21 protein-coding genes are annotated in these 19,782 nt (G+C 73.5%); 12 read left to right on the top strand and 9 right to left on the bottom strand.

Going from position 1 to position 19,782, the window contains the following annotated elements:
• The first annotated feature begins 29 nt into the window (after positions 1 to 29).
• The 3 genes from ectB (at position 30) to thpD (ending at position 2,764) form a co-directional block, all read left to right on the top strand.
• A complete protein-coding gene (ectB, locus tag ACWD6P_RS29155; RefSeq protein ID WP_451447154.1) occupies positions 30 to 1,298 on the top strand; it encodes a diaminobutyrate--2-oxoglutarate transaminase in 1,269 nt (422 codons plus the stop codon).
• Positions 1,299 to 1,348: 50 nt separating this feature from the next.
• Positions 1,349 to 1,765, top strand: coding sequence for an ectoine synthase (locus tag ACWD6P_RS29150; RefSeq protein ID WP_451447153.1), 417 nt, complete (start codon positions 1,349 to 1,351; stop codon positions 1,763 to 1,765).
• 99 nt (positions 1,766 to 1,864) lie between these two features.
• A complete protein-coding gene (thpD, locus tag ACWD6P_RS29145) occupies positions 1,865 to 2,764 on the top strand; it encodes an ectoine hydroxylase (RefSeq protein ID WP_451447152.1) in 900 nt (299 codons plus the stop codon).
• A gap of 108 nt (positions 2,765 to 2,872) precedes the next feature.
• On the opposite strand, the gene ACWD6P_RS29140 is transcribed toward thpD, so the two are convergent.
• Entirely contained in the window at positions 2,873 to 3,934 is a 1,062-nt protein-coding gene (locus ACWD6P_RS29140) for an aminotransferase class V-fold PLP-dependent enzyme (protein ID WP_451447151.1), read from the bottom strand.
• 62 nt (positions 3,935 to 3,996) lie between these two features.
• Positions 3,997 to 4,701 carry a DsbA family oxidoreductase gene (locus tag ACWD6P_RS29135; protein ID WP_451447150.1) on the bottom strand — a complete coding sequence of 235 codons (705 nt, stop codon included), beginning with the start codon at positions 4,699 to 4,701 and terminating at the stop codon, positions 3,997 to 3,999.
• Between the two features lie 78 nt (positions 4,702 to 4,779).
• On the opposite strand from ACWD6P_RS29135, the gene ACWD6P_RS29130 reads away from it, so the two are divergent.
• Positions 4,780 to 5,460: a class I SAM-dependent methyltransferase gene (locus tag ACWD6P_RS29130; protein WP_451447149.1), complete on the top strand. Its 681-nt coding sequence runs from the start codon at positions 4,780 to 4,782 to the stop codon at positions 5,458 to 5,460.
• Here the strand turns inward: ACWD6P_RS29130 and ACWD6P_RS29125 are convergent.
• Both ACWD6P_RS29125 and ACWD6P_RS29120 read right to left on the bottom strand, forming a co-directional pair.
• The gene (locus ACWD6P_RS29125) at positions 5,411 to 5,983 is read right to left on the bottom strand and encodes an N-acetyltransferase family protein (protein ID WP_451447148.1); all 573 of its coding nucleotides are present in this window, start codon (positions 5,981 to 5,983) and stop codon (positions 5,411 to 5,413) included. The two genes, ACWD6P_RS29130 and ACWD6P_RS29125, sit on opposite strands and share 50 nt — an antisense overlap.
• An 11-nt stretch (positions 5,984 to 5,994) precedes the next feature.
• On the bottom strand, positions 5,995 to 7,512 hold the full coding sequence (locus tag ACWD6P_RS29120) for an aldehyde dehydrogenase (NADP(+)) (protein ID WP_451447147.1): 1,518 nt from the start codon (positions 7,510 to 7,512) through the stop codon (positions 5,995 to 5,997).
• A gap of 185 nt (positions 7,513 to 7,697) precedes the next feature.
• Here ACWD6P_RS29120 and ACWD6P_RS29115 point away from each other — a divergent pair, with 185 nt between their 5' ends.
• The 4 genes from ACWD6P_RS29115 (at position 7,698) to ACWD6P_RS29100 (ending at position 11,596) form a co-directional block, all read left to right on the top strand.
• Positions 7,698 to 8,468, top strand: a complete 771-nt coding sequence (locus tag ACWD6P_RS29115) for an IclR family transcriptional regulator (RefSeq protein ID WP_451447146.1) — start codon at positions 7,698 to 7,700, stop codon at positions 8,466 to 8,468.
• 101 nt (positions 8,469 to 8,569) lie between these two features.
• Positions 8,570 to 9,562, top strand: a complete 993-nt coding sequence (locus ACWD6P_RS29110) for a hypothetical protein (protein WP_451447145.1) — start codon at positions 8,570 to 8,572, stop codon at positions 9,560 to 9,562.
• Positions 9,553 to 10,824 (top strand): sensor histidine kinase, encoded by a 1,272-nt coding sequence (locus ACWD6P_RS29105; RefSeq protein ID WP_451447144.1) that lies wholly within the window; start codon positions 9,553 to 9,555, stop codon positions 10,822 to 10,824. The genes ACWD6P_RS29110 and ACWD6P_RS29105 overlap by 10 nt, the downstream gene beginning before the upstream one ends.
• Positions 10,825 to 10,879: 55 nt before the next feature.
• Positions 10,880 to 11,596 (top strand): response regulator transcription factor, encoded by a 717-nt coding sequence (locus ACWD6P_RS29100; RefSeq protein WP_451447143.1) that lies wholly within the window; start codon positions 10,880 to 10,882, stop codon positions 11,594 to 11,596.
• Between the two features lie 56 nt (positions 11,597 to 11,652).
• Here the strand turns inward: ACWD6P_RS29100 and ACWD6P_RS29095 are convergent, their stop codons facing one another.
• The 3 genes from ACWD6P_RS29095 to ACWD6P_RS29085 are packed head-to-tail and all read right to left on the bottom strand — an operon-like array spanning position 11,653 to position 13,318.
• Positions 11,653 to 12,108: an N-acetyltransferase family protein gene (locus tag ACWD6P_RS29095; RefSeq protein WP_451447142.1), complete on the bottom strand. Its 456-nt coding sequence runs from the start codon at positions 12,106 to 12,108 to the stop codon at positions 11,653 to 11,655.
• Between the two features lie 59 nt (positions 12,109 to 12,167).
• Positions 12,168 to 12,302, bottom strand: coding sequence for a hypothetical protein (locus tag ACWD6P_RS29090; protein ID WP_451447176.1), 135 nt, complete (start codon positions 12,300 to 12,302; stop codon positions 12,168 to 12,170).
• A complete protein-coding gene (locus tag ACWD6P_RS29085) occupies positions 12,302 to 13,318 on the bottom strand; it encodes a 5-dehydro-4-deoxyglucarate dehydratase (protein WP_451447141.1) in 1,017 nt (338 codons plus the stop codon). Before ACWD6P_RS29085 ends, ACWD6P_RS29090 begins: the two co-directional genes overlap by 1 nt.
• A gap of 215 nt (positions 13,319 to 13,533) precedes the next feature.
• On the opposite strand from ACWD6P_RS29085, the gene ACWD6P_RS29080 reads away from it, so the two are divergent.
• The 3 genes from ACWD6P_RS29080 (at position 13,534) to ACWD6P_RS29070 (ending at position 16,043) form a co-directional block, all read left to right on the top strand.
• Positions 13,534 to 14,352: an NAD-dependent epimerase/dehydratase family protein gene (locus ACWD6P_RS29080; protein WP_451447140.1), complete on the top strand. Its 819-nt coding sequence runs from the start codon at positions 13,534 to 13,536 to the stop codon at positions 14,350 to 14,352.
• 133 nt (positions 14,353 to 14,485) lie between these two features.
• A complete protein-coding gene (locus tag ACWD6P_RS29075) occupies positions 14,486 to 14,755 on the top strand; it encodes a GlsB/YeaQ/YmgE family stress response membrane protein (protein ID WP_451447139.1) in 270 nt (89 codons plus the stop codon).
• A gap of 79 nt (positions 14,756 to 14,834) precedes the next feature.
• Positions 14,835 to 16,043 carry a TerD family protein gene (locus tag ACWD6P_RS29070; RefSeq protein WP_451447138.1) on the top strand — a complete coding sequence of 403 codons (1,209 nt, stop codon included), beginning with the start codon at positions 14,835 to 14,837 and terminating at the stop codon, positions 16,041 to 16,043.
• Here ACWD6P_RS29070 and ACWD6P_RS29065 read toward each other — a convergent pair.
• Positions 16,018 to 17,070, bottom strand: coding sequence for an LLM class flavin-dependent oxidoreductase (locus ACWD6P_RS29065; RefSeq protein WP_451447137.1), 1,053 nt, complete (start codon positions 17,068 to 17,070; stop codon positions 16,018 to 16,020). The genes ACWD6P_RS29070 and ACWD6P_RS29065 overlap by 26 nt on opposite strands.
• Positions 17,071 to 17,143: 73 nt before the next feature.
• On the opposite strand from ACWD6P_RS29065, the gene ACWD6P_RS29060 reads away from it, so the two are divergent.
• Complete coding sequence (locus ACWD6P_RS29060; RefSeq protein WP_451447136.1) at positions 17,144 to 18,031, top strand: class I SAM-dependent methyltransferase; 888 nt, start codon at positions 17,144 to 17,146, stop codon at positions 18,029 to 18,031.
• Positions 18,032 to 18,059: 28 nt separating this feature from the next.
• Here ACWD6P_RS29060 and ACWD6P_RS29055 read toward each other — a convergent pair whose 3' ends face one another.
• Positions 18,060 to 19,505 carry an alkaline phosphatase PhoX gene (locus tag ACWD6P_RS29055; RefSeq protein WP_451447135.1) on the bottom strand — a complete coding sequence of 482 codons (1,446 nt, stop codon included), beginning with the start codon at positions 19,503 to 19,505 and terminating at the stop codon, positions 18,060 to 18,062.
• Between the last annotated feature and the right edge of the window lie 277 nt (positions 19,506 to 19,782).

Raw genomic sequence — 19,782 nt, 5'->3', positions numbered from 1 at the left:
CCTTCGCACTCATCTCCCAGGAGCATGCTGTGACCATCACCCAGCCCGATCTGAGCGTCTTCGAGACCGTGGAGTCGGAGGTGCGCAGCTACTGCCGTGGCTGGCCCACCATCTTCGACCGCGCCCAGGGCAGCCGCCTGACCGACGAGGACGGGCACACCTACCTCGACTTCTTCTCCGGTGCCGGTTCGCTCAACTACGGCCACAACAACCCCGTCCTCAAACGCGCCCTGATCGACTACATCGAGCGCGACGGCATCACCCACGGCCTGGACATGTCCACCACGGCCAAGCGGGCGTTCCTGGAGTCGTTCCAGAACATCATCCTGCGGCCGCGCGACCTGCCCTACAAGGTCATGTTCCCGGGCCCGACGGGCGCCAACTCCGTCGAGGCCGCGCTGAAGCTGGCCCGTAAGGTCAAGGGCCGCGAGTCGATCGTGTCCTTCACCAACGCCTTCCACGGGATGTCGCTGGGCGCACTCGCCGTCACCGGCAACTCCATGAAGCGGGCCGGCGCCGGTATCCCGCTGGTGCACGGCACCCCGATGCCGTTCGACAACTACCTGGACGGCCAGACCCCCGACTTCCTGTGGTTCGAGCGGCTGCTGGAGGACCAGGGCTCCGGCCTGAACAAGCCCGCGGCCGTGATCGTGGAGACCGTGCAGGGCGAGGGCGGCATCAACGTGGCGCGGACCGAGTGGCTGCGCGCGCTCGCCGCCCTGTGCGAGCGCCAGGACATGCTGCTGATCGTCGACGACATCCAGATGGGCTGCGGCCGTACGGGTGCCTTCTTCTCCTTCGAGGAGGCGGGCATCGTGCCGGACATCGTCACCGTCTCGAAGTCCATCAGCGGCTACGGCCTGCCGCTCGCGCTGACCCTGTTCAAGCCCGAGCTGGACATCTGGGAGCCGGGCGAGCACAACGGCACGTTCCGCGGCAACAACCCGGCCTTCGTGACCGCCGCCGCGGCGCTGGACACCTACTGGGCCGACGGCCAGATGGAGAAGCAGACTCTCGCCCGCGGTGAGATCGTCGAAGCGCACCTGAAGGCCATCGTCGAGGAGCACCCGGACGCCATCGCCGAGTACCGCGGCCGCGGTCTGGTGTGGGGCCTGGAGTGCATCGACAAGAGCCTCGCCAACAAGATCGCCAAGCGCGCCTTCGAGCTGGGTCTGCTGATCGAGACCTCCGGCCCGGAGAGCGAGGTCGTCAAGCTGCTGCCCGCGCTGACGACCACCCCCGAGGAGCTGGACGAGGGCCTTCGCACCCTCGCCCGCGCGGTCCGCGACTGCGCCTGACCGAGAACCCCAGGGCTCCCGACCGTTTCACAGAAAGGCACCGACTCACCGTGATCGTCCGATCCTTCCAGGACATCGAAGGCACCGACCGCCACGTCAAGGCCGCATCCGGCACGTGGGAGAGCAAGCGCATCGTGCTCGCCAAGGAGCGCGTCGGCTTCTCGCTGCACGAGACCGTCCTGTACGCCGGTACGGAGACGTCGATGTGGTACGCGAACCACATCGAGGCCGTCGTCTGCGTCGAGGGCGAGGCCGAGCTGACCAACGACGAGACGGGCGAGAAGCACCTCATCACGCCCGGCGTGATGTACCTCCTCGACGGGCATGAGAAGCACACCATGCGGATCAAGAAGGACTTCCGCTGCCTGTGCGTCTTCAACCCGCCGGTGACCGGCCGCGAGGACCACGACGAGAACGGGGTCTACCCGCTTCTCACCGAACCGGACCCCGAGCCCGAGACGGTCTGAGCAAGAGGCGGCACCCTCCTGCCCCGTCCGGCAGAGCTGAGGAAGGCACGCACGCGCACGTAGGACAGATTCCGTACGAGAGGAGAGGAAGGCAACACCATGACCACCGCACCCGAGCGCACCGCCGACCTGTACCCGACCCGTGGGACCACCGAGGTGATCACCCCGCGGAAGGACCCGGCGGTGTGGTCGCAGCCCGGAACGGCCGGCCCGTTCGCGCCGTCCGAGCTGAGCGACTTCGAACGCGACGGCTTTTTCGCCATCGGGGAGCTGCTGACGGCGGAGGAAGTCGCGGTGTACCGCGCCGAACTGGACCGGCTGGTGCTCGACCCGGAGATGCGCGCCGATCCGCGCTCCATCGTCGAGCCGAAGTCGCAGAGCGTACGGTCCGTGTTCGAGGTGCACAAGATCAGTGAGGTGTTCGCCAAGCTGGTCTCCGACCCGCGCGTGGTCGGCCGGGCCCGGCAGATCCTCGGCTCGGACGTCTATGTCCACCAGTCGCGGATCAATGTGAAGCCCGGCTTCGGTGCCTCCGGCTTCTACTGGCACTCGGACTTCGAGACCTGGCACGCCGAGGACGGTCTGCCGAACATGCGCACCGTGTCGGTCTCGATCGCGCTGACGGAGAACTACGACACCAACGGCGGCCTGATGATCATGCCCGGTTCGCACCGGCACTTCGTGGGCTGCGAGGGCGAGACTCCGAAGGACAACTACAAGCGGTCCCTGCAGATGCAGGACGCGGGCATCCCGTCGGACGAGGTCCTCACGAAGATGGCGGACAAGCACGGCATCCGCCTGTTCACCGGCAAGGCCGGTTCGGCGACCTGGTTCGACTGCAACGCCATGCACGGCTCGGGCGACAACATCACCCCCTACCCGCGCAGCAATGTCTTCATCGTCTTCAACAGCGTGGACAACGCCGCGGTGGAGCCGTTCGCGGCTCCGGTGCGGCGCCCGGAGTACATCGGGGCGCGGGACTTCACGCCGGTGACGTAGGACGCGTCCGTGCGCGGGCACGGAGGGGACACCGACGGCGCGGCCGCCGCACAGCAGGGTCTGTGCGGCGGCCGCGCCGTGCCGTGTGCGTCGTCCCGGTGACAGCCGCTACGCCAGCAGTGCCAGCAGCCGGTCCACGTCGTCCGTGGAGTTGTAGAGGTGGAAGGCCGCGCGGAGCAGTCCGCCGCGCACCGAGATCCGTACGCCCGCCTCGGTCAGCCGGCGCTGCGCGTCCACGGGGGCGGGGGTGGAGACGATCGCCGAGCCGGGCGCGGGGCGGGGGGCCAGGCCGCGTTCGGCGAGTCCTTCGCGGCAGTACGCGGCGAGCGCGGTGTTGTGGGCGTGGATGGCGGCCACGCCCAGCTCCTCGATGAGGGCGAGGGAGTGTTCGGCGGCGACGTACGAGAAGTGGGCGTGCGGTTCGTCGAAGCGCCGGGCGGTGGCGGCCGGCCGGATCAGGCCGTAGTTGGACGCGCCGACGTCCTCGCCGGCCACCCAGCCCGCGTGCAGCGGCGCCGGCCAGTCGGGGGCCTGGGCGAGGTCGCCGCCGAACGCCAGGAAGGTGGTGCCGCGCGGGCACAGCAGCCACTTGAAGGCGCCGCTGACCAGGTAGTCGAAGTCGGCGGCGCGCAGCGGCAGCCAGCCGGCGGCCTGGGTGGCGTCGAGGAAGGTGCGCGCCCCGTGGGCCCGTGCGGCCTCCCGTACGGCAGTCAGGTCGGCGATCCGGCCGTCGAGGGACTGTACGGCGCTGAACGCGACCAGCGCGGTGCCGGGGCGTACCGCGTCGGCGAGCGCCTCCAGCGGTACGGTGCGCAGCTTGATGCCGGGGTGGGTGCCGAGCGGGTTGAGCAGGGAGCTGAAGTCGCCCTCGGGGGCGAGGACTTCCGCGCCGGGCGGGAGGGAGGCGGCGATCAGGGCGGAGAACACCGCGACCGAGCTGCCGACGGCGACGCGCTCGGCGGGATGGTCCAGCAGCCGGGCGAAGGCGGCCCGGCAGGCGGTGGGGGCCGCGAAGTAGTCGCGGCCCATCGTGCCGTAGGAGGCGGACTCCTCGATGGCCGCGCGCAGGGCGGTGGCGCTGCGCCGCGGGAGAAGTCCGCTGGAGGCGGAGTTCAGATAGGTCGTCTCGGGCGCGAATTCGGCCCCGCCGAGTGGCTCACGTCGCTGCATGATCCCACTGTGCTCGGCGGCGGCCGAACCGTCCACGGTCTTTTCGGCTGTCCGGCCCGCCGTCAGTTCACGGGCAGGGCGCAGCCGTCGTCCCCGCAGACCTCCGCGTCGCCGGCGGGCAGCGGCTGGAGCGCCGCGTCGGTGTGCGCGCGCTCCAGTGCCTGCCGGAAGACCTCGGCGGGCTGGCCGCCGGAGATGCCGTAGCGGCGGTCGATGACGAAGAACGGCACGCCCGTGGCGCCGAGCTCGGCGGCCTCGCGCTCATCGGCGCGTACGTCCGGTGCGTAGGCGTCGGGGTCGGCGAGCACCCGGTCGGCCTCCTGGCCGGGCAGCCCCGCGCCGACCGCGATCTCGCGGAGGACCGCGGGGTCGCCGAGCGGGCGGGCCTCGGCGAAGTTGGCGCGGTAGAGGGCGTCGAGCAGGGTGTCCTGGACGCCGTGCGCCTTCGCGGCGTGCAGCAGGCGGTGCAGGTCGAAGGTGTTGCCGTGGATGCGGCCCGCGCGGTAGCCGAGCCCCTCCCCCGCGGCCGCCTCGGCGACGCGGGCCTCCATCGCCTCGGCCTGCGCGCGGCTGACGCCGTACTTCGCGGCGAGCATGTCGAGCACCGGGATGTCCGTGGGCGCCGGGGCCTTCGGGTCCAGCTCGAAGGAGCGGTGCACGACCTCGACGCTGTCGCGGTGCGCGAACGCGGCGAGCCCGGCCTCGAAGCGGGCCTTGCCGATGTAGCACCAGGGGCAGGCGATGTCGGACCAGATTTCGACGCGCATGAGCTGACTTTCCTTCTCGGGAGGTGTCCTGGCTCAACCTCGCGGGGCGGCGGTCTATTCCGCGGGTACCGTCCCGGCATGACCTCGCCACAGGAATTCCTCGGGTTCTGGGAGACGACCGGGTCGGCCAAGACCTTCACCCATCCGCTCGATCCGGCGCTGCTGGAGGCGTACCTGCCGCGCGGCGCGCGGGTGCTGGACTACGGCTGCGGCTACGGGCGGCTGACCGCCGAGCTGGACGGGATGGGGTACCGCGAGGTGCGCGGGGTCGATGTGTCGGCGGCGCTGATCGCGCGCGGGCGGCGGGAGCATCCGGGGCTCGATCTGATGCGGTGGGCGGGGCTGCCGCTGCCGTTCGAGGGCGGCTCGTTCGACGCGGCGCTGCTGTTCGCGGTGCTCACCTGTGTTCCGCGGGACGCGGATCAGTCGGCGATCGTCGGGGAGCTGGGGCGGCTGGTGCGGCCCGGCGGTGTGCTGTACCTGAGCGATGTGCCGGTGCAGGACGACGCGCTCAACCGGGAGCGCTATGCGCACTTCGCCGGGCGCCACGGCACGTACGGGGTGTTCGAGACGCCCGACGGCGGGGTGTTCCGGCACCATCCGCCGCAGCGGCTGCGCGGTCTGGTGCGGGCGGCGGGCTTCTCGGTGGTGGCGGAGCGGACCGGTACGGTCGCCACGCTGGACGGGCGGACGGCCGAGCGGCTCCAGATCATCGCGCGGCGGGAGGGTGCCCCGGCGCCAGGTCGAGCCTCAGGGTGAGGTGGGTGGCGTCGGGGGCGGGGCGGCGGTCGGGGTCGGCGTGCCAGCCTAGGCCGCTGTAGAAGCCGCGGGCGCGGTGGTTGTGCCAGCGGACGTCGAGGACGGCGCGGGCGAAGCCGGCCGTACGCCAGGCGTGCAGGCAGGCGGTGTGCAGGGCGCGGCCGACGCCGGTGCCCCAGTGGGCGGGGTCGACGTGGAGCTGGTGGAGCTCGACGGTGGGCCGGCTGCCGTCGTCCCGATGGGGGTGCCCCCGCGCCGTTGAGGCGTGGGGGACGTACGCGACGGCGCCGACGACGGTGCCGTGCCGTACGGCGCAGAGCACGGGGGTGTCGTCGCGGTGCAGGGCGCGGGACCAGGCGTGGCGCCGGCGGGTGTGTTCCGCGCGGGCGTCGAAGGGGATGCCGGGGAAGCGGGCGTGGTGGTGGGCGGCGCGGGCGGCGGTGTGCAGGGCGGCGATCGCATCCAGGTCGGCGCGGGTGGCGGCGCGGACCCGGAGGGCTGTGGCGTCCGGGGCGGGGTGCACGGTGCGGATGCCTACCCGCCCTGGGACGGCGGAAGGCCGTCCTCGCGCAGTTCGGGCGGCAGCAGTGCGGGCGGGGTGTCCTGGTAGACGACGGGGCGCAGCCAGCGTTCGACGGCGGTGCCGCCGACGGAGGTGGCGGTGGAGGTGGCGGCCGGGTAGGGGCCGCCGTGGTGCTGGGCGGGGGCGACCGCGACGCCGGTCGGCCAGCCGTTGACGACGACCCGTCCGGCGAGCTGGGTGACCTCGGTGAGCAGCCGGGCGCCCAGGCCGGAGCCGGCGCCTTCGGCGGCGCCGAGCTGGAGCGTCGCGGTGAGGTTGCCGGGGAGGCGGGCGAGGACGGCGCCGAGCTCGGCCTCGTCGGTGTAGCGGGCGACGACGGTGACCGGGCCGAAGCACTCCTCCAGGAGGAGGTCGTGCGGCCCTTCGGCGGTGAGGCGGGCGGCGGGGACGGTCAGGAAGCCGGCGCTGACGGTGTGCTCCCCGCCGGCGCCCGGCGTCACCGGTGACTCGACGTCCGCGAGCCCGGCACGGGTGCGGATGCCGTCGAGGAACGCGTCGCGCATGCGGTGGTCGAGCAGCACACCGGGCTCGGTGTCGCTGACCGCGGCGGTCAGCGACTTCAGCAGCCGGTCGCCGGGCCCGCCCTCGGGCACCAGGACCAACCCCGGCTTGACGCAGAACTGGCCGGCGCCGAGCGTCATCGAGCCGGCCAGCCCCGCCCCGATCTGCTCGGCGCGTTCGTCCGCCGCGGCCTCGGTGACCACGACCGGGTTGAGGCTGCCCAGTTCGCCGTGGAAGGGGATCGGGCGCGGGCGGGCCGCGGCCTCGTCGTAGAGGGCCCGGCCGCCGCGTACCGAGCCGGTGAAGCCGGCGGCGGCGATCAGCGGGTGGCGCACCAGGTCGATACCGGCCTGGAAGCCGTGCACCAGGTTCACCACGCCCTCGGGGAGGCCGGTCTGGGCGGCGGCGCGGCGCAGCAGCGCGGCGCACAGCTCGGAGGTGGCGGGGTGGTCGGGGTGTGCCTTGACGACGACCGGGCAGCCCGCCGCGAGGGCGCTGGCGGTGTCGCCGCCGGGCACGGAGAAGGCGAGCGGGAAGTTGCCGGCGGAGTAGACCGCGACCACGCCCAAGGGGATCTTGTAGCGGCGCAGGTCGGGCCGGGGCGGGGTGCGGTCCGGGTCGGCGTGGTCGATGCGTACGTCGAGGAACGCGCCGTCCTCGACGAGGTCCGCGAAGGCCCGCAACTGGTAGGTGGTACGGGCGAGTTCGCCGGTGAGCCGGCCGGGGCCGAGGGCGGTCTCGGCGTCGGCGGCCTCGATGACCGCCTCGCCCGCCCCGTCGAGCAGTCCGGCGGCGCGGCGCAACAGGGCGGCGCGCGCCGTGCGGTCGGCGAGCGCGCCCCGGGCGGTGTGGGCCGCGCGGACCGCCGCGTCCACCTCGCCGGCCGTGGCCTCCACCGCAACCTGCTCCCGCCGCTTCCCGGTTCGGGGGTCGACGCTCCAGACTGGTGCTGCTGTCGCCGCTGCCACCGTGCATTCCTCCCGGGTGATGCCGTGCCGAGTCGTACTGCGCCGTTCTGCGCGCTGGTGAGCCCTTCCGGGGGCTTTCGCACCTTGCGGCACACCGGATCTCGTTCGATATGCTGAACGCCATCCCGGATGTTGAACAGCACCATCGGGACTCTATGGCGGTCCGAACAGAGGGGTCAAGGGCGATGTCAGCTGCCGATACCGGTGGATCCCAGGTCAAGTCGGCGGTACGGACGGTGGAGTTGCTGGAGTACTTCGCGGGCAGCCCCGGTATGCACTCGCTGGCCTCCGTCCAAGAGGCCGTCGGCTACCCGAAGTCCAGCCTCTACATGCTGCTGCGCACCCTCGTCGACCTGGGCTGGATCGAGACGGACGCGACCGGCACCCGCTACGGCATCGGCGTCCGCGCACTGCTGGTCGGTACGTCGTACATCGACGGCGACGAGGTGGTGGCGGCGGCCCGCCCGGCGCTGGACCGGCTCTCCGACGACACCACCGAGACCATCCACCTGGCCCGGCTCGACGGCACCAACGTCGTCTACCTCGCCACCCGTCAGTCGCAGCACTATCTGCGCCCCTTCACCCGGGTCGGCCGGCGGCTGCCCGCGCACTCCACGTCGCTGGGCAAGGCCCTGCTCGCGACGTACACCGACGACCAGGTCCGGGCGCTGCTGCCGCCGGCCCTCGCGCAGCTGACCGAGCACACCCTCACCGACCGCGAGCAGCTGATCGAGGAGCTGCACGCGGTGCGCGAGCAGGGCTATGCGGTCGACCGCGAGGAGAACACCCTGGGCCTGCGCTGCTTCGGCGTCGCGATCCCCTACCGCACCCCGGCCCGGGACGCGATCAGCTGCTCGGTGCCGGTGGCCCGGCTGACCCCGGACCATGAGCAGATGATCAAGGACATGCTGTTCGACGCCCGCGACCGGCTGACGCTGGCCACCCGGCGGCTGTGACCACCCGGCGGCCGTGACGAGCCGCCGCTCCCCCGTGCGGCGGAGGCGGATCATCGCCGGGGCCGAGGCGGCCGGGGCGCGGCGGCGGAAGTCTGGTCGCCATGAGCAACCGGACCTTCCCCGCCCTCCCCGCCCGCCGTGCCCGCGCCGTGCTGCGCGTGACCACCCTGGCCGCCTGCCTGCCGTACCTCTCCCTCAAGATCGCCTGGATCGCGGGCAGCCACCTCGGCATCCCCGAGGGCAGCGCGCTGCGCCAGGGCGGCAGCCCCCTGGTGGCGGTCAACGCGCTCACCGTGCTGATGGACGCGGCCGTGGTCGTGCTGGCGTTCCTGCTGACCCAGCCGTGGGGGCGGCGGGTGCCGGCCTGGCTGCTGGCGCTGCCGATGTGGTGCGCCACCGGCCTGCTGGCGCCGGTCTTCGCGGTCTTCCCCGCCCAGACCCTGGCCGCGGCGCTGAACGGCGGCAGGGGCGACGGCGGCGCATCCGGCGGCGGCGCGTACGAACTGCTCGACCCCTGGGTGTGGAGCGTGGTCTACGGCGGCTTCCTCGTGCAGGGCCTGGCCCTGGGCACCCTGTTCGTGCTGTACGCCAGGGAGCGCTGGGGCCACCTGTGGCGCGGCCGTACCGGCGCGCTCCCGGCCGGCCCCACCCGGTCCGCGCGCCGGCTGACCGCGAACGCGGCGGCCGTCCTGAGCCTGCTGCCGGCCGCCGCACACCTGCTGTGGGCGACCGGCAGCACCGCCGGTCTGAACCCCGCGCGGGCCGCCGCACTGGACGCCGACTCCCGTCTGAACGAGGCCGGTTACGTCCTGTTCGCCGTGCTCACCGCGGCCGGTGCGCTGATGCTCGCGTACGGCCGGGGCCGCCGCCTGCCGCTGTCGGTGCCGCTGGCCGCCGCCTGGATCGGCTCGGGCGCGCTGGCCTGCTGGGGCGGCTGGCAGACGCTGGCCACGCTCACCGTCACGGCGACCGACCCGCGGCTGCCCACACCGCTGATGAGCCTCACTTACGCTGTGCAGATGATCGCCGGGATACTCGTGGCCGCCGCCGGGGCGCACTTCTTCGCCGAGCGCGAGGCCGCGCGATGGGGCTGACGGGCGGGTCCCGGCTGCGGCGGGCGGGCCGCCGCTGGGTCCATCTGGTGCTGGGCGGCGCGCTGTTGATGCCGTTCTACCTGGTGGCGACGGTGGCCGTGCCGCTACTCGCGGACGGCGCCGACCCGCTGCGCCAGCCCGGCTGGCAGTTCGTCGCCTTCGGCTGCGCGCTCCCGCTGGCCGCGCTGACCGCGCTGGTCTTCCCGCAGCTGAGGCCGCTGGAGGTGACCGCCGTACGGTCGCTGTGCGACATCCCCGCCGAGCAGCTGGCCGACGGGCCGGCCACCTCTTGGGCGGCCCGCCGGCGTACCGCGCTGTGGTTCGTGGCGCATCTGCTGGCCGGCGGGATCGTCAGCGGTACGACGCTGTCCGCGCCGCCGGCCGCACTGATGCTGGTGCTGCTGCCGGTCTCGGCGCCGCTGCAGCAGACCGCGCTGGACTGGATGCAGGCCTTCCCCGGCGTGCTCGGCCCGCTCGCCGGGCTGGCGCTGCTGGCCCTGGTCATCGGCACCGCGTGGGCGGCCGGAGCGCTGCTGGCCCGCTGCGCGCCGGCCCTGCTGGGGCCCACCCCCGCCGACCGGCTGGCCGCCGCCGAGCGCCGGGCCGCCGATCTGGCCACCCGCAACCGGCTGGCCCGTGAACTGCACGACGCGGTGGGGCACGCGCTGAGCGCGGTCACCCTGCAGGCGAGCGCGGCCCGCCGGGTCCTGGAGCGCGACCCGGAGTTCGTCCGCCAGGCACTGGGCGCCATCGAGGACACCACCCGCGAGGCGGTCGCCGAACTGGACACCGTACTGGGCCTGTTGCGCGAGGAGGACGCCACCGGTCCGACGGCGCCCGCGCCCACCCTGGACGGGCTGGAGGCGCTGCTCGGCCGGACCCGCGCGGCGGGCGTACGGGTCGAGGTGACGGTGGAGGGACGGTGCACGGGGCTGCCGCCGGTGGTCTCGCGGGAGGCGTACCGGATCGTGCAGGAGGGCCTGAGCAATGCGCTGCGGCACGCCGGGCCGGTGCCCGTGCGGCTGTGTCTGCACCGGGACGAGCGGGAGTTGACGCTGCGGATGGAGAACCCGGTGCGCGGGCCGGTGGCCGGCCCGGCGCCCGGCTCGCCGGTCCCGGCGCCCCGCACCGGCGGGGGCCGCGGACTGCCGGGGATCGCCGAACGCGCCCGGCTGCTGGGCGGCGAGGCGACGGCCGCGGCACAGGACGGCGTGTGGCGGCTGACCGCCCGGCTGCCGCTGGCGGGCGGGGAACAGCGGTGAGCGCGGCGGCGTACGCCGTGCGGCCGACGGGGACGGAAGACAGGGGGAACCGGGCATGACGGCAGTACCGGACGAGGGCCACCGGACCGGCGACGGGACCGGCGAGCGGACCGGGCCGCTGCGCATCGTCCTCGCCGACGACGAGCGGATGGTGCGTACGGCGCTGCGCGCGATCCTGGGCGCCGAGGCCGATATGGAGGTCGTGGGCGAGGCGGCGACCGGCGCGGAGGCGGTGCCGCTGATCCGCCAACTGCGCCCGGACGTCGTGCTGATGGACGTGCGGATGCCGGAAATCGACGGGATCCGTGCGACCGAGCAGGTGCTCGCCCAGATGACCGGGCCGCCGCGCATCATCGTCGTGACGACCTTCGAGAACGACGCCTATGTGTACGACGCGCTGCGGGCCGGCGCCAGCGGGTTCCTGCTCAAGCGGTCCGGGGCCGAGGACCTGGTCCAGGCCGTACGGCTGGTGGCGCGCAGCGACTCGCTGCTGTTCCCGGCGGCGGTGCGCCGGCTGGCCGCCCAGCACGCCGGGGAGCGGGCCGCCCAGGACGCGGTTCGGACCCTGCGGGCCCGGCTGTCCGAGCGGGAGCGGGCGGTGCTGCGGCTGATGACGGCGGGTCTGACCAACGCCGAGATCGCCGAGCGCCTGGGCGTGGGCCCGGCCACGGTGAAGACCCATGTCGCGGGGGTGCTGGCCAAGCTGGGGGTACGCGACCGGACCCAGGCGGTGATCGCCGCGTACGAGTGCGGGTTCGTCCGGCCGGGGTGAGGACGCGGGGTGAGGACGGGGGCGGTGCCGGGAGGCGGGGCAGCGGCGGCCGGCTCTCACGGCCGCCAGCGGTAGCGGATGTCCGGCTCCCGTTCCTCGTTGCGCGATCCGTCGGTGCGCTCCACCGCGACGAAGCCGTGCCTCTCGTAGAACCGCCGCGCCGGTCCGTTGGCCTGGAACGTCCACAGTTCCAGGCCCCGCGGCCGCCGCCGCTTGGCCAGGCCGACGCACCGGTCGCCCAGCCCCCGGCCGCGCCACGACGGTTCGAGGTAGAGCTGCTCCAGCTCGGCGCCGTCGAGTACCAGGAGCCCCACCACGCGGTCCCCGGCGACGGCCGCCCAGGCCTCGCGCTCGGGCACGACCACGGCGGAGAACCAGTGCCGTACCGCGTCGTCGTCGTGCGCGCGGCGCACGGCCGGCAGCGCGGCGGCGAAGGAACGCAGCCACACGTCGGCCATAGCGGCCGCATCGCGCTCACCAGCACGCCGGAGGAGAACGTCATCGCTGTTCATGACGGATGACACTGGCAGAAGGGCGAGCGCGGCGCAGCCGGATTCCAGGCGTGTGCGCTTTACCCGGGGTCCGCCGCGGCGGGGGCCCGGAGTGCTCCCAGGGTGACCTGCTGGACGCCGAGGCCGGCGAGGCGGGCGGCGGCGTCCGGGTCACCGGCCACGTCCCAGGGGTGGAGGAAGGCTCCGGTGCGCATCAGGCGCCGGCCCCGGGCGCGGACGCGGCCAGCGCCAGGCCGCGGTCGAGCAGCCCGGCGAGCTCCTCCAGGTGGGCGGGGGCCGGTTCGCCGAGCGGGGGCCGGACCTCGCCGACGTCCAGGCCGCGCAGCCGTACGCCGGCCTTGACCAGCGACACCGCGTAGCCGCGGCCCTGGTTGCGCAGTTCGACCAGCGGCCGGTAGAAGCCGTCCAGCAGCCGGCGCACGGTGTCGTCGTCGCCCGCGGCCAGCGCCCGGTGGAAGGCGAGGGCGATCTCGGGGGCGAAGGCGAAGACGGCGGAGGAGTAGCGGCGCACGCCCAGACCCCGGTAGGCGGGGGCGGTGAGTTCGGCGGTGGGCAGGCCGTTGACGTAGAGGAAGTCCGCGCCGGGGGCGTCGGTGCGGACGGCGCCGATGATCCGCTGCAGCAGATCGAGGTCGCCCAGGCCGTCCTTGAGGCCGATGACGCCCGGGGTCCTGGCCAGGGCGGCGACGGTGGCCGGGGTGAGGACGGCGTTGTCGCGCTGGTAGACGATGACCGGAAGCGGGGTGGCGGCGGCGAGTTCGGCGTAGTGCCGCAGCAGCCCTTCCTGGGGCGGGGCGACGAGGTAGGGCGGCATGGCGAGCAGCCCGTCGGCGCCGGCGTCGCGGGCGAGGCGGGCGAAGCGGACGGCGAGCGCGGTGCCGTAGCCGGTACCGGCGATCACCGGGACGCGTCCGGCGGCCTCGTGGACCGCGGCCGTGACGCAGTCGGCGAACTCCTCGGGGTCGAGCGCGTGGAATTCGCCGGTGCCGCAGCAGGCGAAGACGGCGGTCGCGCCCGCGTCGATGCCGGTGCGCAGGTGGGCACGGAAGGCCGTCAGGTCCGGGGCGCCGCCGGGCGCGAACGCGGTCACGGGGAAGAAGAGCGGTCCGTCGAGGCGGTCGGCGAGCTGGAGGGCGCCCCCAGCGGCAGCTGGGGGAGGGTGTGCGGTCACGGACTCTCCCTGACATGCTCGTGCACGCTTCTGATCCATGTCCATGTTTCTGAACTCCGATACGCTAGAGCAGCCGTCCCGCACGGGTCAAGGACCCACAACTGCCGCCCCGCAAGCCGATTTACACGGTCCGTCAACCGCCTCGACCAGCGAGGATGGCGCTCCCTACGGTTGTCCGCCCACCTGAACACCGTTCGCGGACACAGCCTTGCAGCCCGGACCGCCCGCTCGCCCAGCCGGAGGAGCACCCGCCCATGACCGCACCCCGCACCGTCCTGCTCACCGGCGCCGCCGGCGGGATCGGCACCCTGATGCGCGAGCTGCTGCCGCCCTACGGCTACCGGCTGCGCCTCTTCGACCAGCGGCCCGTCGACGGCCGAACCGGCGAACCGGACGCCATCACCGCCGAGTTGGCCGACACACAGGCGCTGCGCGAGGCCGTACGCGGCGTCGACGCCGTCATCCACCTCGCCGGCATCTCCCTGGAGGCCCCGTTCGAGAAGATCCTGCGGGCCAACATCGAGGGCACCTACCACCTCTACGAAGCGGCACGCGAGGCGGGCGTGGGCCGGATCGTCTTCGCCTCCTCGAACCACGCGGTCGGCTTCACCCCGCGCCCCGCGGACGGCTCCGGCGCCATCCCCGTCGGCACTCCGCACCGCCCCGACACCTTCTACGGCCTCTCCAAGGGGTTCGGCGAGGACCTCGCCTCGCTCTACTGGGACCGGCACGGCATCGAGACCGTCTCGATCCGCATCGGCTCCTGCTTCCCCGCGCCGACCTCGGTACGGATGCTGTCGATCTGGCTGAGCCCGGCCGACTGCGCCCGGCTGCTGCACGCCGCGCTCACCGCGCCCGGCGTCGGCCACACCGTCGTCTACGGCTCCTCCGCCAACACCCGCCTGTGGTGGGACCTGTCGACGGCCCGCGCCCTGGGGTACGCGCCGCAGGACGACTCCGAGCCGTACGCCGCACGGCTCATCGCCGAACAGGGCGAACTGGATCCCGCGGACCCCGCGCACGCGCACCTCGGCGGCGCCTTCTGCACCGACCCGCCCAGGTGGCCGCACTGACAACGGCACGAATCCGGCCACCGGGCCGCGGCCGAAGCCGCACGTGGCCCGTGCCACGGTACGGAACCCGTACCGTCCGCGCGGCGTCCTCGTCTGTGTACCAACCCCTCCGCGCAGGAACGAGGAACGCATCATGGGCATCGTCAGCTGGCTCGTACTGGGGCTGATCGCGGGCGTCATCGCCAAGGTCCTGCTGCCGGGACGGGACCCGGGCGGACTGGTCGGCACGACCCTGATCGGCATCGTGGGGTCCTTCATCGGCGGCTGGCTGTCCACGAAGTTCCTGCACCGCCCGATACCGAAGGACTTCGGCGAGCCCTCCATGTGGATCTCCTCGATCGCCGGTGCGCTGGTCCTGCTGATCGCCTACCGGCTGCTCTTCGGAAACTCCCGCGAACGGTGACGCACCGCACGGACGGCCATCCGGCCGCGGGTAATGGAACCGCAAAGGCGAGCCGATCGTTGGTTCCGGCATGACCGCTATGACTCCTGGCTCGAACCTCCCGCTCACCGCCGCGCGGGTGGCGGTGGACGTCACCGCCCCCGTGCGGCTGGATGTGTCGGGCCTGCTGCTCGCCGCCAACGGCAAGGTGCGCTCCGACGACGACTTCGTGTTCTACAACCAGCCCGCCGGACCGGGCGTGACGCACTCCGCGGCGGCCGGCGGCGGTGACACCATCACGGTGGACACCGCCGCGGTCCCCGAGGGCATCGAGAAGATCGTGGTCACGGCGAGCCTGGACGCCCCCGGCGCGACCTTCGCCGGTACGGAGCCGACCGGCACGGTCCGCAACGCCGACGACGGCAGCACCATCGCCACCTTCACCCCGCCCCGCCTGGGCACCGAGACCGCACTGGTGGTCGTCGAGATCTACCGCCGCAACGGCGCCTGGAAGGTCCGCGCGGTCGGCCAGGGCTACGCCGACGGGCTGGCCGGAATCGCCACCGACTTCGGCGTCAGCGTGGAGGAGCCCGCCACGCCCGCCACGCCCGCCGCCCCGCAGACGGCACCGGCCCCCGCGGCTCCCCCGGCCCCCGCCGCCGCGCCCGCGGCCCCCGTCTCCCCGCCGTCGGCCGCCGCTCCCCCCGCCGCCGCGCCCGCGCCCGCCTCCGGCAAGATCAACCTCGACAAGGGCCGGGTCAGCCTCCAGAAGAACCAGACCGTCTCGCTGGTCAAGGGCGGCAAGCCTCTGCTCAGCTCGGTCCGGATGGGCCTCGGCTGGGAGCCCGCCTTCCGCGGCAAGAACATCGACCTGGACGCCTCCGTCATCGCCTACGGCCCCGACCGCAAGAAGATCGACAACTGCTTCTTCGGCAAGCTGATGATCCTGGGCGGCGCCATCCAGCACTCCGGCGACAACCTCACCGGCGAGGGCGCCGGCGACGACGAGGCCATCACCGTCCACCTCGGCGGCCTCCCGCCGGAGGTCACCGGCCTGGTCTTCGTCGTGAACTCCTTCTCCGGCCAGAAGTTCTCCGACGTCGCCAAGGCCTACTGCCGCCTGGTGGACGCCCAGAGCGGCGAGGAGCTGGCCCGCTTCGACCTCACCCACTCCGAGCCCCGCACGGGCGTGATGATGGCCAAGCTCATCCGCCAGTTCTCCGGCGAGTGGGAGATGACGGCCATGGGCGAGTTCATCGACGCCCGCACGGTCCGCGGCATGGTCAAGCCGGCCGGGCAGGCGCTGTAGCGGGCCGGACGGCAGAGCCCAGCCCCGCGACCCGGGCCAGCCGCTCGTACGACTCCAGCAGCGCCGCGCGCTCGTAGGTACTGGTCGTCACCAGCACCTCGTCCGCGGCGCTGCGGTCGATCAGTGTGCCCAGGGCGTCGGCGACCTCCTCCTCCGTGCCATGGACATGGCCGCGCAGGGCCTCCTCGTAGAAGCCGCGCTCGCGTGCGGACAGCGCGGCCACGGCCGCCGGTCCGTCCTCGGCGGGCCGCAGCGGCGGGAAGACACCATGGACGCGGGAGTACGCGAGCGAACGGGCTTCCGGCAGCAGCAGCCGACGCGCCCGCTCCGCCGTGTCGGCCACGGCCACCGTCCCGGAGACGACCACATACGGCCGGTCCCACAGGGCCGAGGGGCGAAACGCCTGCCGGTAGGCGTCGATGGCGTCCAGCATCTTCTGCCGGCCCCGGAAGTCGCCGATGACCAGGCCCAGCCCGGCCGCCGCGGCGACCTGGGCCCCGGCGCCGGTAGCCAGGACGAAGGCCGGGATCCGCAGTCCCTCGGCGGGGCGCGCATGCACCTGCGGGTGGACGGTCTGAGTGCCCGTGAAGTACCCGAGGAGCTCGGCCAGTCGGGCGCCGAAGTCCTCGGTGGCGTCCTTGTCCGTACCCAGCGCACGGCGGATGCCCCCGGTGAAGCCCACCGACCGGCCCAGGCCCATGTCGATCCGGCCCGGGAAGAGCGCCTCCAGCACCCCGAACTGCTCGGCGACCACCAGCGGCCGGTGGTTGGGCAGCATCACCCCGCCGGTGCCGACCCGGATCCGCTCGGTCGCCGAGGCCACCGCGGCGGCCAGCACCGTCGGCGCGGAGCCGGCCACCCCGGGCACGCTGTGGTGCTCGGAGACCCAGAAGCGGTGGTAGCCCAGCTCCTCGGCGCGCCGCGCCAGCTCCACCGTGTCGCGCAGCGCCGCCGCCTCCGGGTGCCCTTCCCTGGTGCGGGAACGGTCCAGGATCGAGAATTGTGTCGTCCGTATCGTCGAGCTCACCACCTCTGCTTCAACGTCCCCACGCCCGCAGGATTCCCCGCCCCCGCCCCGGCCCGGTCACAAGGAGCGTTCGATGGCGCAGCGGCAGCCGCCGGCCGGCGCACCCGGACCCGCGGATCACCCGGACGGCCCAGAGCCGCCGCCCGAGCTTCCCGAGCGGGTCGCGAAGATCTACGGGGAGTACGACCTGAGCACCGTCCCGGCCTTCGCCGGCGGCTTCATCAACTTCGGCTACTGGGCGGAACTGGCGGACATCGACGGCCGGCCGCTGACCGAGGCCGACCGGGTGCGCAGCGAGCAGGACCTCTACCGCCTGGTCCTCGGCACCTTCGACCGGCCGCGGGGCCGCACCGCCCTGGAGGTCGGCTGCGGGCGCGGTCTGGGCTGTGCGCTGGCGCTGCGGGAGTTCGCGCTGGGCTCGGTCATCGGCCTGGACGCCCACCCCGACCAGATCGCCCGCGCCCGGCAGGCGAACGCGGCGCTGCTCGGCGGGCCCGCGGACCGCGCCGGCCGGCTGGCGTTCGTGCTGGGCTCCGCCGAGCGGATCCCGCTGCCCGATGACGCCGTCGACTTCCTCTACTCCGTCGAGGCCGCGCAGCACTTCCGTGATCTGGCCGGCTTCGCCCGGGAGGCGGCCCGGGTGCTGCGAGCGGGCGGCCGGCTGGCGCTCACGACGTTCTTCGCCCGCACCGAGGAGGCCGCCCGCGCGCTGCCCGCGCTGCTGCCCCCGTACGCCGACGGCCTGGACGTTCCGTACGTGGTCGACGAGGTCGCCGCGACGCTGGCCGCGGCGGGCCTGCGCGACGTACGGGTCCGGCCGATCGGCGAGGGGGTCTGGGAGGCGTACGACCGCTATCTGGCGCAGCAGCCGGAGCCCGCGGACCGGTGGGCGCGCCGCTATCTGACGGCGTACGAGACCGGCCTGCTGGACTACTACGTCCTGACGGCCGGGGCCGGCTGAGCCCGCCCGCGGCCGTCGGGAGCGGACGCTAGCGCTGGCGGCGCTGCCGCTTCCAGGGGCCGGTGATGGCCAGCATGATGCCCGGGTCCTGGATGTTGGCGAACAGGGTCCTGCCGTCCGGGGAGAAGACCGGCCCGGTGAACTCGCTGAACTCCGGCTTGTCGGCGGTGCCGATGTTGAGGTCGTTGCGGGCGATCGGGTAGGTCCGGCCGTCGTCGGTGGCCCCGAAGAGGTGCTGTACGCCCTCGCCGTCCTCGGCGATGATCAGTCCGCCGTAGGGCGAGACGGTGATGTTGTCGGGGCCGTCGAGCGCGCCGTCCTTGGCGGGGTCGGGGTTGACGCCCAGCAGCACCTTCAGGGTCAGGGTCCGCCGCCGCGGGTCGTAGAACCAGACCTGCCCGTCGTGCTGGACCGGGCTCTCCTCACGGGCGTAGGAGGAGACGACATAGGCGCCGCCGTCCGCCCACCACAGGCCCTCCAGCTTGCGGGCGCGGGTGACCTCGCCGTCCTTGAACTGCTTGCGCACCGAGACGCTGCGCGCATCGCGGTCGGGCACCTCGACCCAGTCGACGCCGTAGACCGTGCCGGTCTTGGTGGCGCGCGAGAGGTCGTCGACGAACCGGCCGCCGGAGTCGAAGCACTTGAAGGCCTCCAGCACCCCGGCGTCAGCGGCGAGCGTGCGCAGCCGGCCGCGGCCGTGGCGGAAGCCGTGCGGCGGGGTCCAGCGGTAGAACAGGCCGTTGGGGCCGGAGGCGTCCTCGGTCAGGAAGAGGTGGCCGCGCTTGGGGTCGACGACGACGGCCTCGTGGGCGTAACGGCCCAGCGCCTTGAGGGGCTTGGGGTTGCGGCCGGCGCGGCGGTCGTACGGGTCGACCTCGAAGACATAGCCGTGGTCCTTGGTCATGCCGTGCTCGCCGGCCTTGTCCTCGGTCTCCTCGCCGGTGAGCCAGGTGCCCCAAGGGGTGGTGCCGCCCGCGCAGTTGGTGGACGTACCCGCGATGCCGACCCACTCGCCGACCGGGGTGCCGTCCTTGGCGACCTCGACGACGGTACAGCCGCCGGACGCCGCCGGGTCGTAGACCAGGCCTTCGGCCAGCGGCACCGGGTGCGGCCAGTCGGCGCGCGGGCCCTTCAGCTCGTGGTTGTTGACCAGGAGGGTGGTGCCGCGGTGGCCCTCGAAGGTACCGGTGCCGTCGTGGTTGGAGGGGGTGGTCTCGCCGCTGTCGAGCTTGGTGACGCCGGAGTGGGTGATGACCCGGTACGAGAACCCGGCGGGCAGCGCGAGGATGCCCTCCGGGTCCGGGATCAGCGGGCCGTAGCCGATCCCGTGGCCCTGGCCGTCCGCCGCGCCGTCCGGTGCCTCCTCGCCGATGGCCCCGGGCGCGGTGGCCAGCACGCCGACGCTGCCGGCCAGCGCGACCCCCGCGCCGGCGAAGGCGGAACGTTTGGCGAAGTCTCTCCGACTGAGCGGCATGTCATCTCCCAGATGGCCGGTTCTGCTCCCCTGTACCTGCGCCGCACACGCTCCCGTGCGCCTTCGAACTCCAGTTGAACGGGGCACGACGTTTACGCTGCGCTTGGCTGGCTGCCCACGTTTTTAGCTGGCCCGCCGTGGGGGTTGTTCGCCGTTGCGCCTGCGGCGAGCTGGTTGCCGCTGCGCGGGGCTTGTCGGGGTGCGGTGGCGGTCCTCCGGGGTAGGGGTGTGGGACTGCTTCGCTTTACGTCCCACACCCCTACCCCACCGGGGGGAG

It is taken from the genome of Streptomyces sp. NPDC002446, from assembly GCF_053595675.1.
The sequence above is the reverse complement of the archived record's forward strand: the minus strand, read 5'-3'. Positions and strand labels throughout refer to the sequence as shown.

What these genes read in the sequence shown, in the direction of transcription:
- ACWD6P_RS29055 (WP_451447135.1), bottom strand. Translation starts at nt 19,505, where the DNA reads ATGCCGCTCAGTCGGAGAGACTTCGCCAAACGTTCCGCCTTCGCCGGC.
- ACWD6P_RS29135 (WP_451447150.1), bottom strand. Translation starts at nt 4,701, where the DNA reads ATGCGCGTCGAAATCTGGTCCGACATCGCCTGCCCCTGGTGCTACATC.
- ACWD6P_RS29060 (WP_451447136.1), top strand. Translation starts at nt 17,144, where the DNA reads ATGGCGCAGCGGCAGCCGCCGGCCGGCGCACCCGGACCCGCGGATCAC.
- thpD (WP_451447152.1), top strand. Translation starts at nt 1,865, where the DNA reads ATGACCACCGCACCCGAGCGCACCGCCGACCTGTACCCGACCCGTGGG.
- ACWD6P_RS29115 (WP_451447146.1), top strand. Translation starts at nt 7,698, where the DNA reads ATGTCAGCTGCCGATACCGGTGGATCCCAGGTCAAGTCGGCGGTACGG.
- ACWD6P_RS29090 (WP_451447176.1), bottom strand. Translation starts at nt 12,302, where the DNA reads ATGCGCACCGGAGCCTTCCTCCACCCCTGGGACGTGGCCGGTGACCCG.
- ACWD6P_RS29085 (WP_451447141.1), bottom strand. Translation starts at nt 13,318, where the DNA reads ATGGATCAGAAGCGTGCACGAGCATGTCAGGGAGAGTCCGTGACCGCA.
- ACWD6P_RS29100 (WP_451447143.1), top strand. Translation starts at nt 10,880, where the DNA reads ATGACGGCAGTACCGGACGAGGGCCACCGGACCGGCGACGGGACCGGC.
- ACWD6P_RS29070 (WP_451447138.1), top strand. Translation starts at nt 14,835, where the DNA reads ATGACTCCTGGCTCGAACCTCCCGCTCACCGCCGCGCGGGTGGCGGTG.
- ACWD6P_RS29105 (WP_451447144.1), top strand. Translation starts at nt 9,553, where the DNA reads ATGGGGCTGACGGGCGGGTCCCGGCTGCGGCGGGCGGGCCGCCGCTGG.
- ACWD6P_RS29130 (WP_451447149.1), top strand. Translation starts at nt 4,780, where the DNA reads ATGACCTCGCCACAGGAATTCCTCGGGTTCTGGGAGACGACCGGGTCG.
- ACWD6P_RS29140 (WP_451447151.1), bottom strand. Translation starts at nt 3,934, where the DNA reads ATGCAGCGACGTGAGCCACTCGGCGGGGCCGAATTCGCGCCCGAGACG.
- ACWD6P_RS29095 (WP_451447142.1), bottom strand. Translation starts at nt 12,108, where the DNA reads ATGAACAGCGATGACGTTCTCCTCCGGCGTGCTGGTGAGCGCGATGCG.
- ACWD6P_RS29110 (WP_451447145.1), top strand. Translation starts at nt 8,570, where the DNA reads ATGAGCAACCGGACCTTCCCCGCCCTCCCCGCCCGCCGTGCCCGCGCC.
- ACWD6P_RS29075 (WP_451447139.1), top strand. Translation starts at nt 14,486, where the DNA reads ATGGGCATCGTCAGCTGGCTCGTACTGGGGCTGATCGCGGGCGTCATC.
- ACWD6P_RS29080 (WP_451447140.1), top strand. Translation starts at nt 13,534, where the DNA reads ATGACCGCACCCCGCACCGTCCTGCTCACCGGCGCCGCCGGCGGGATC.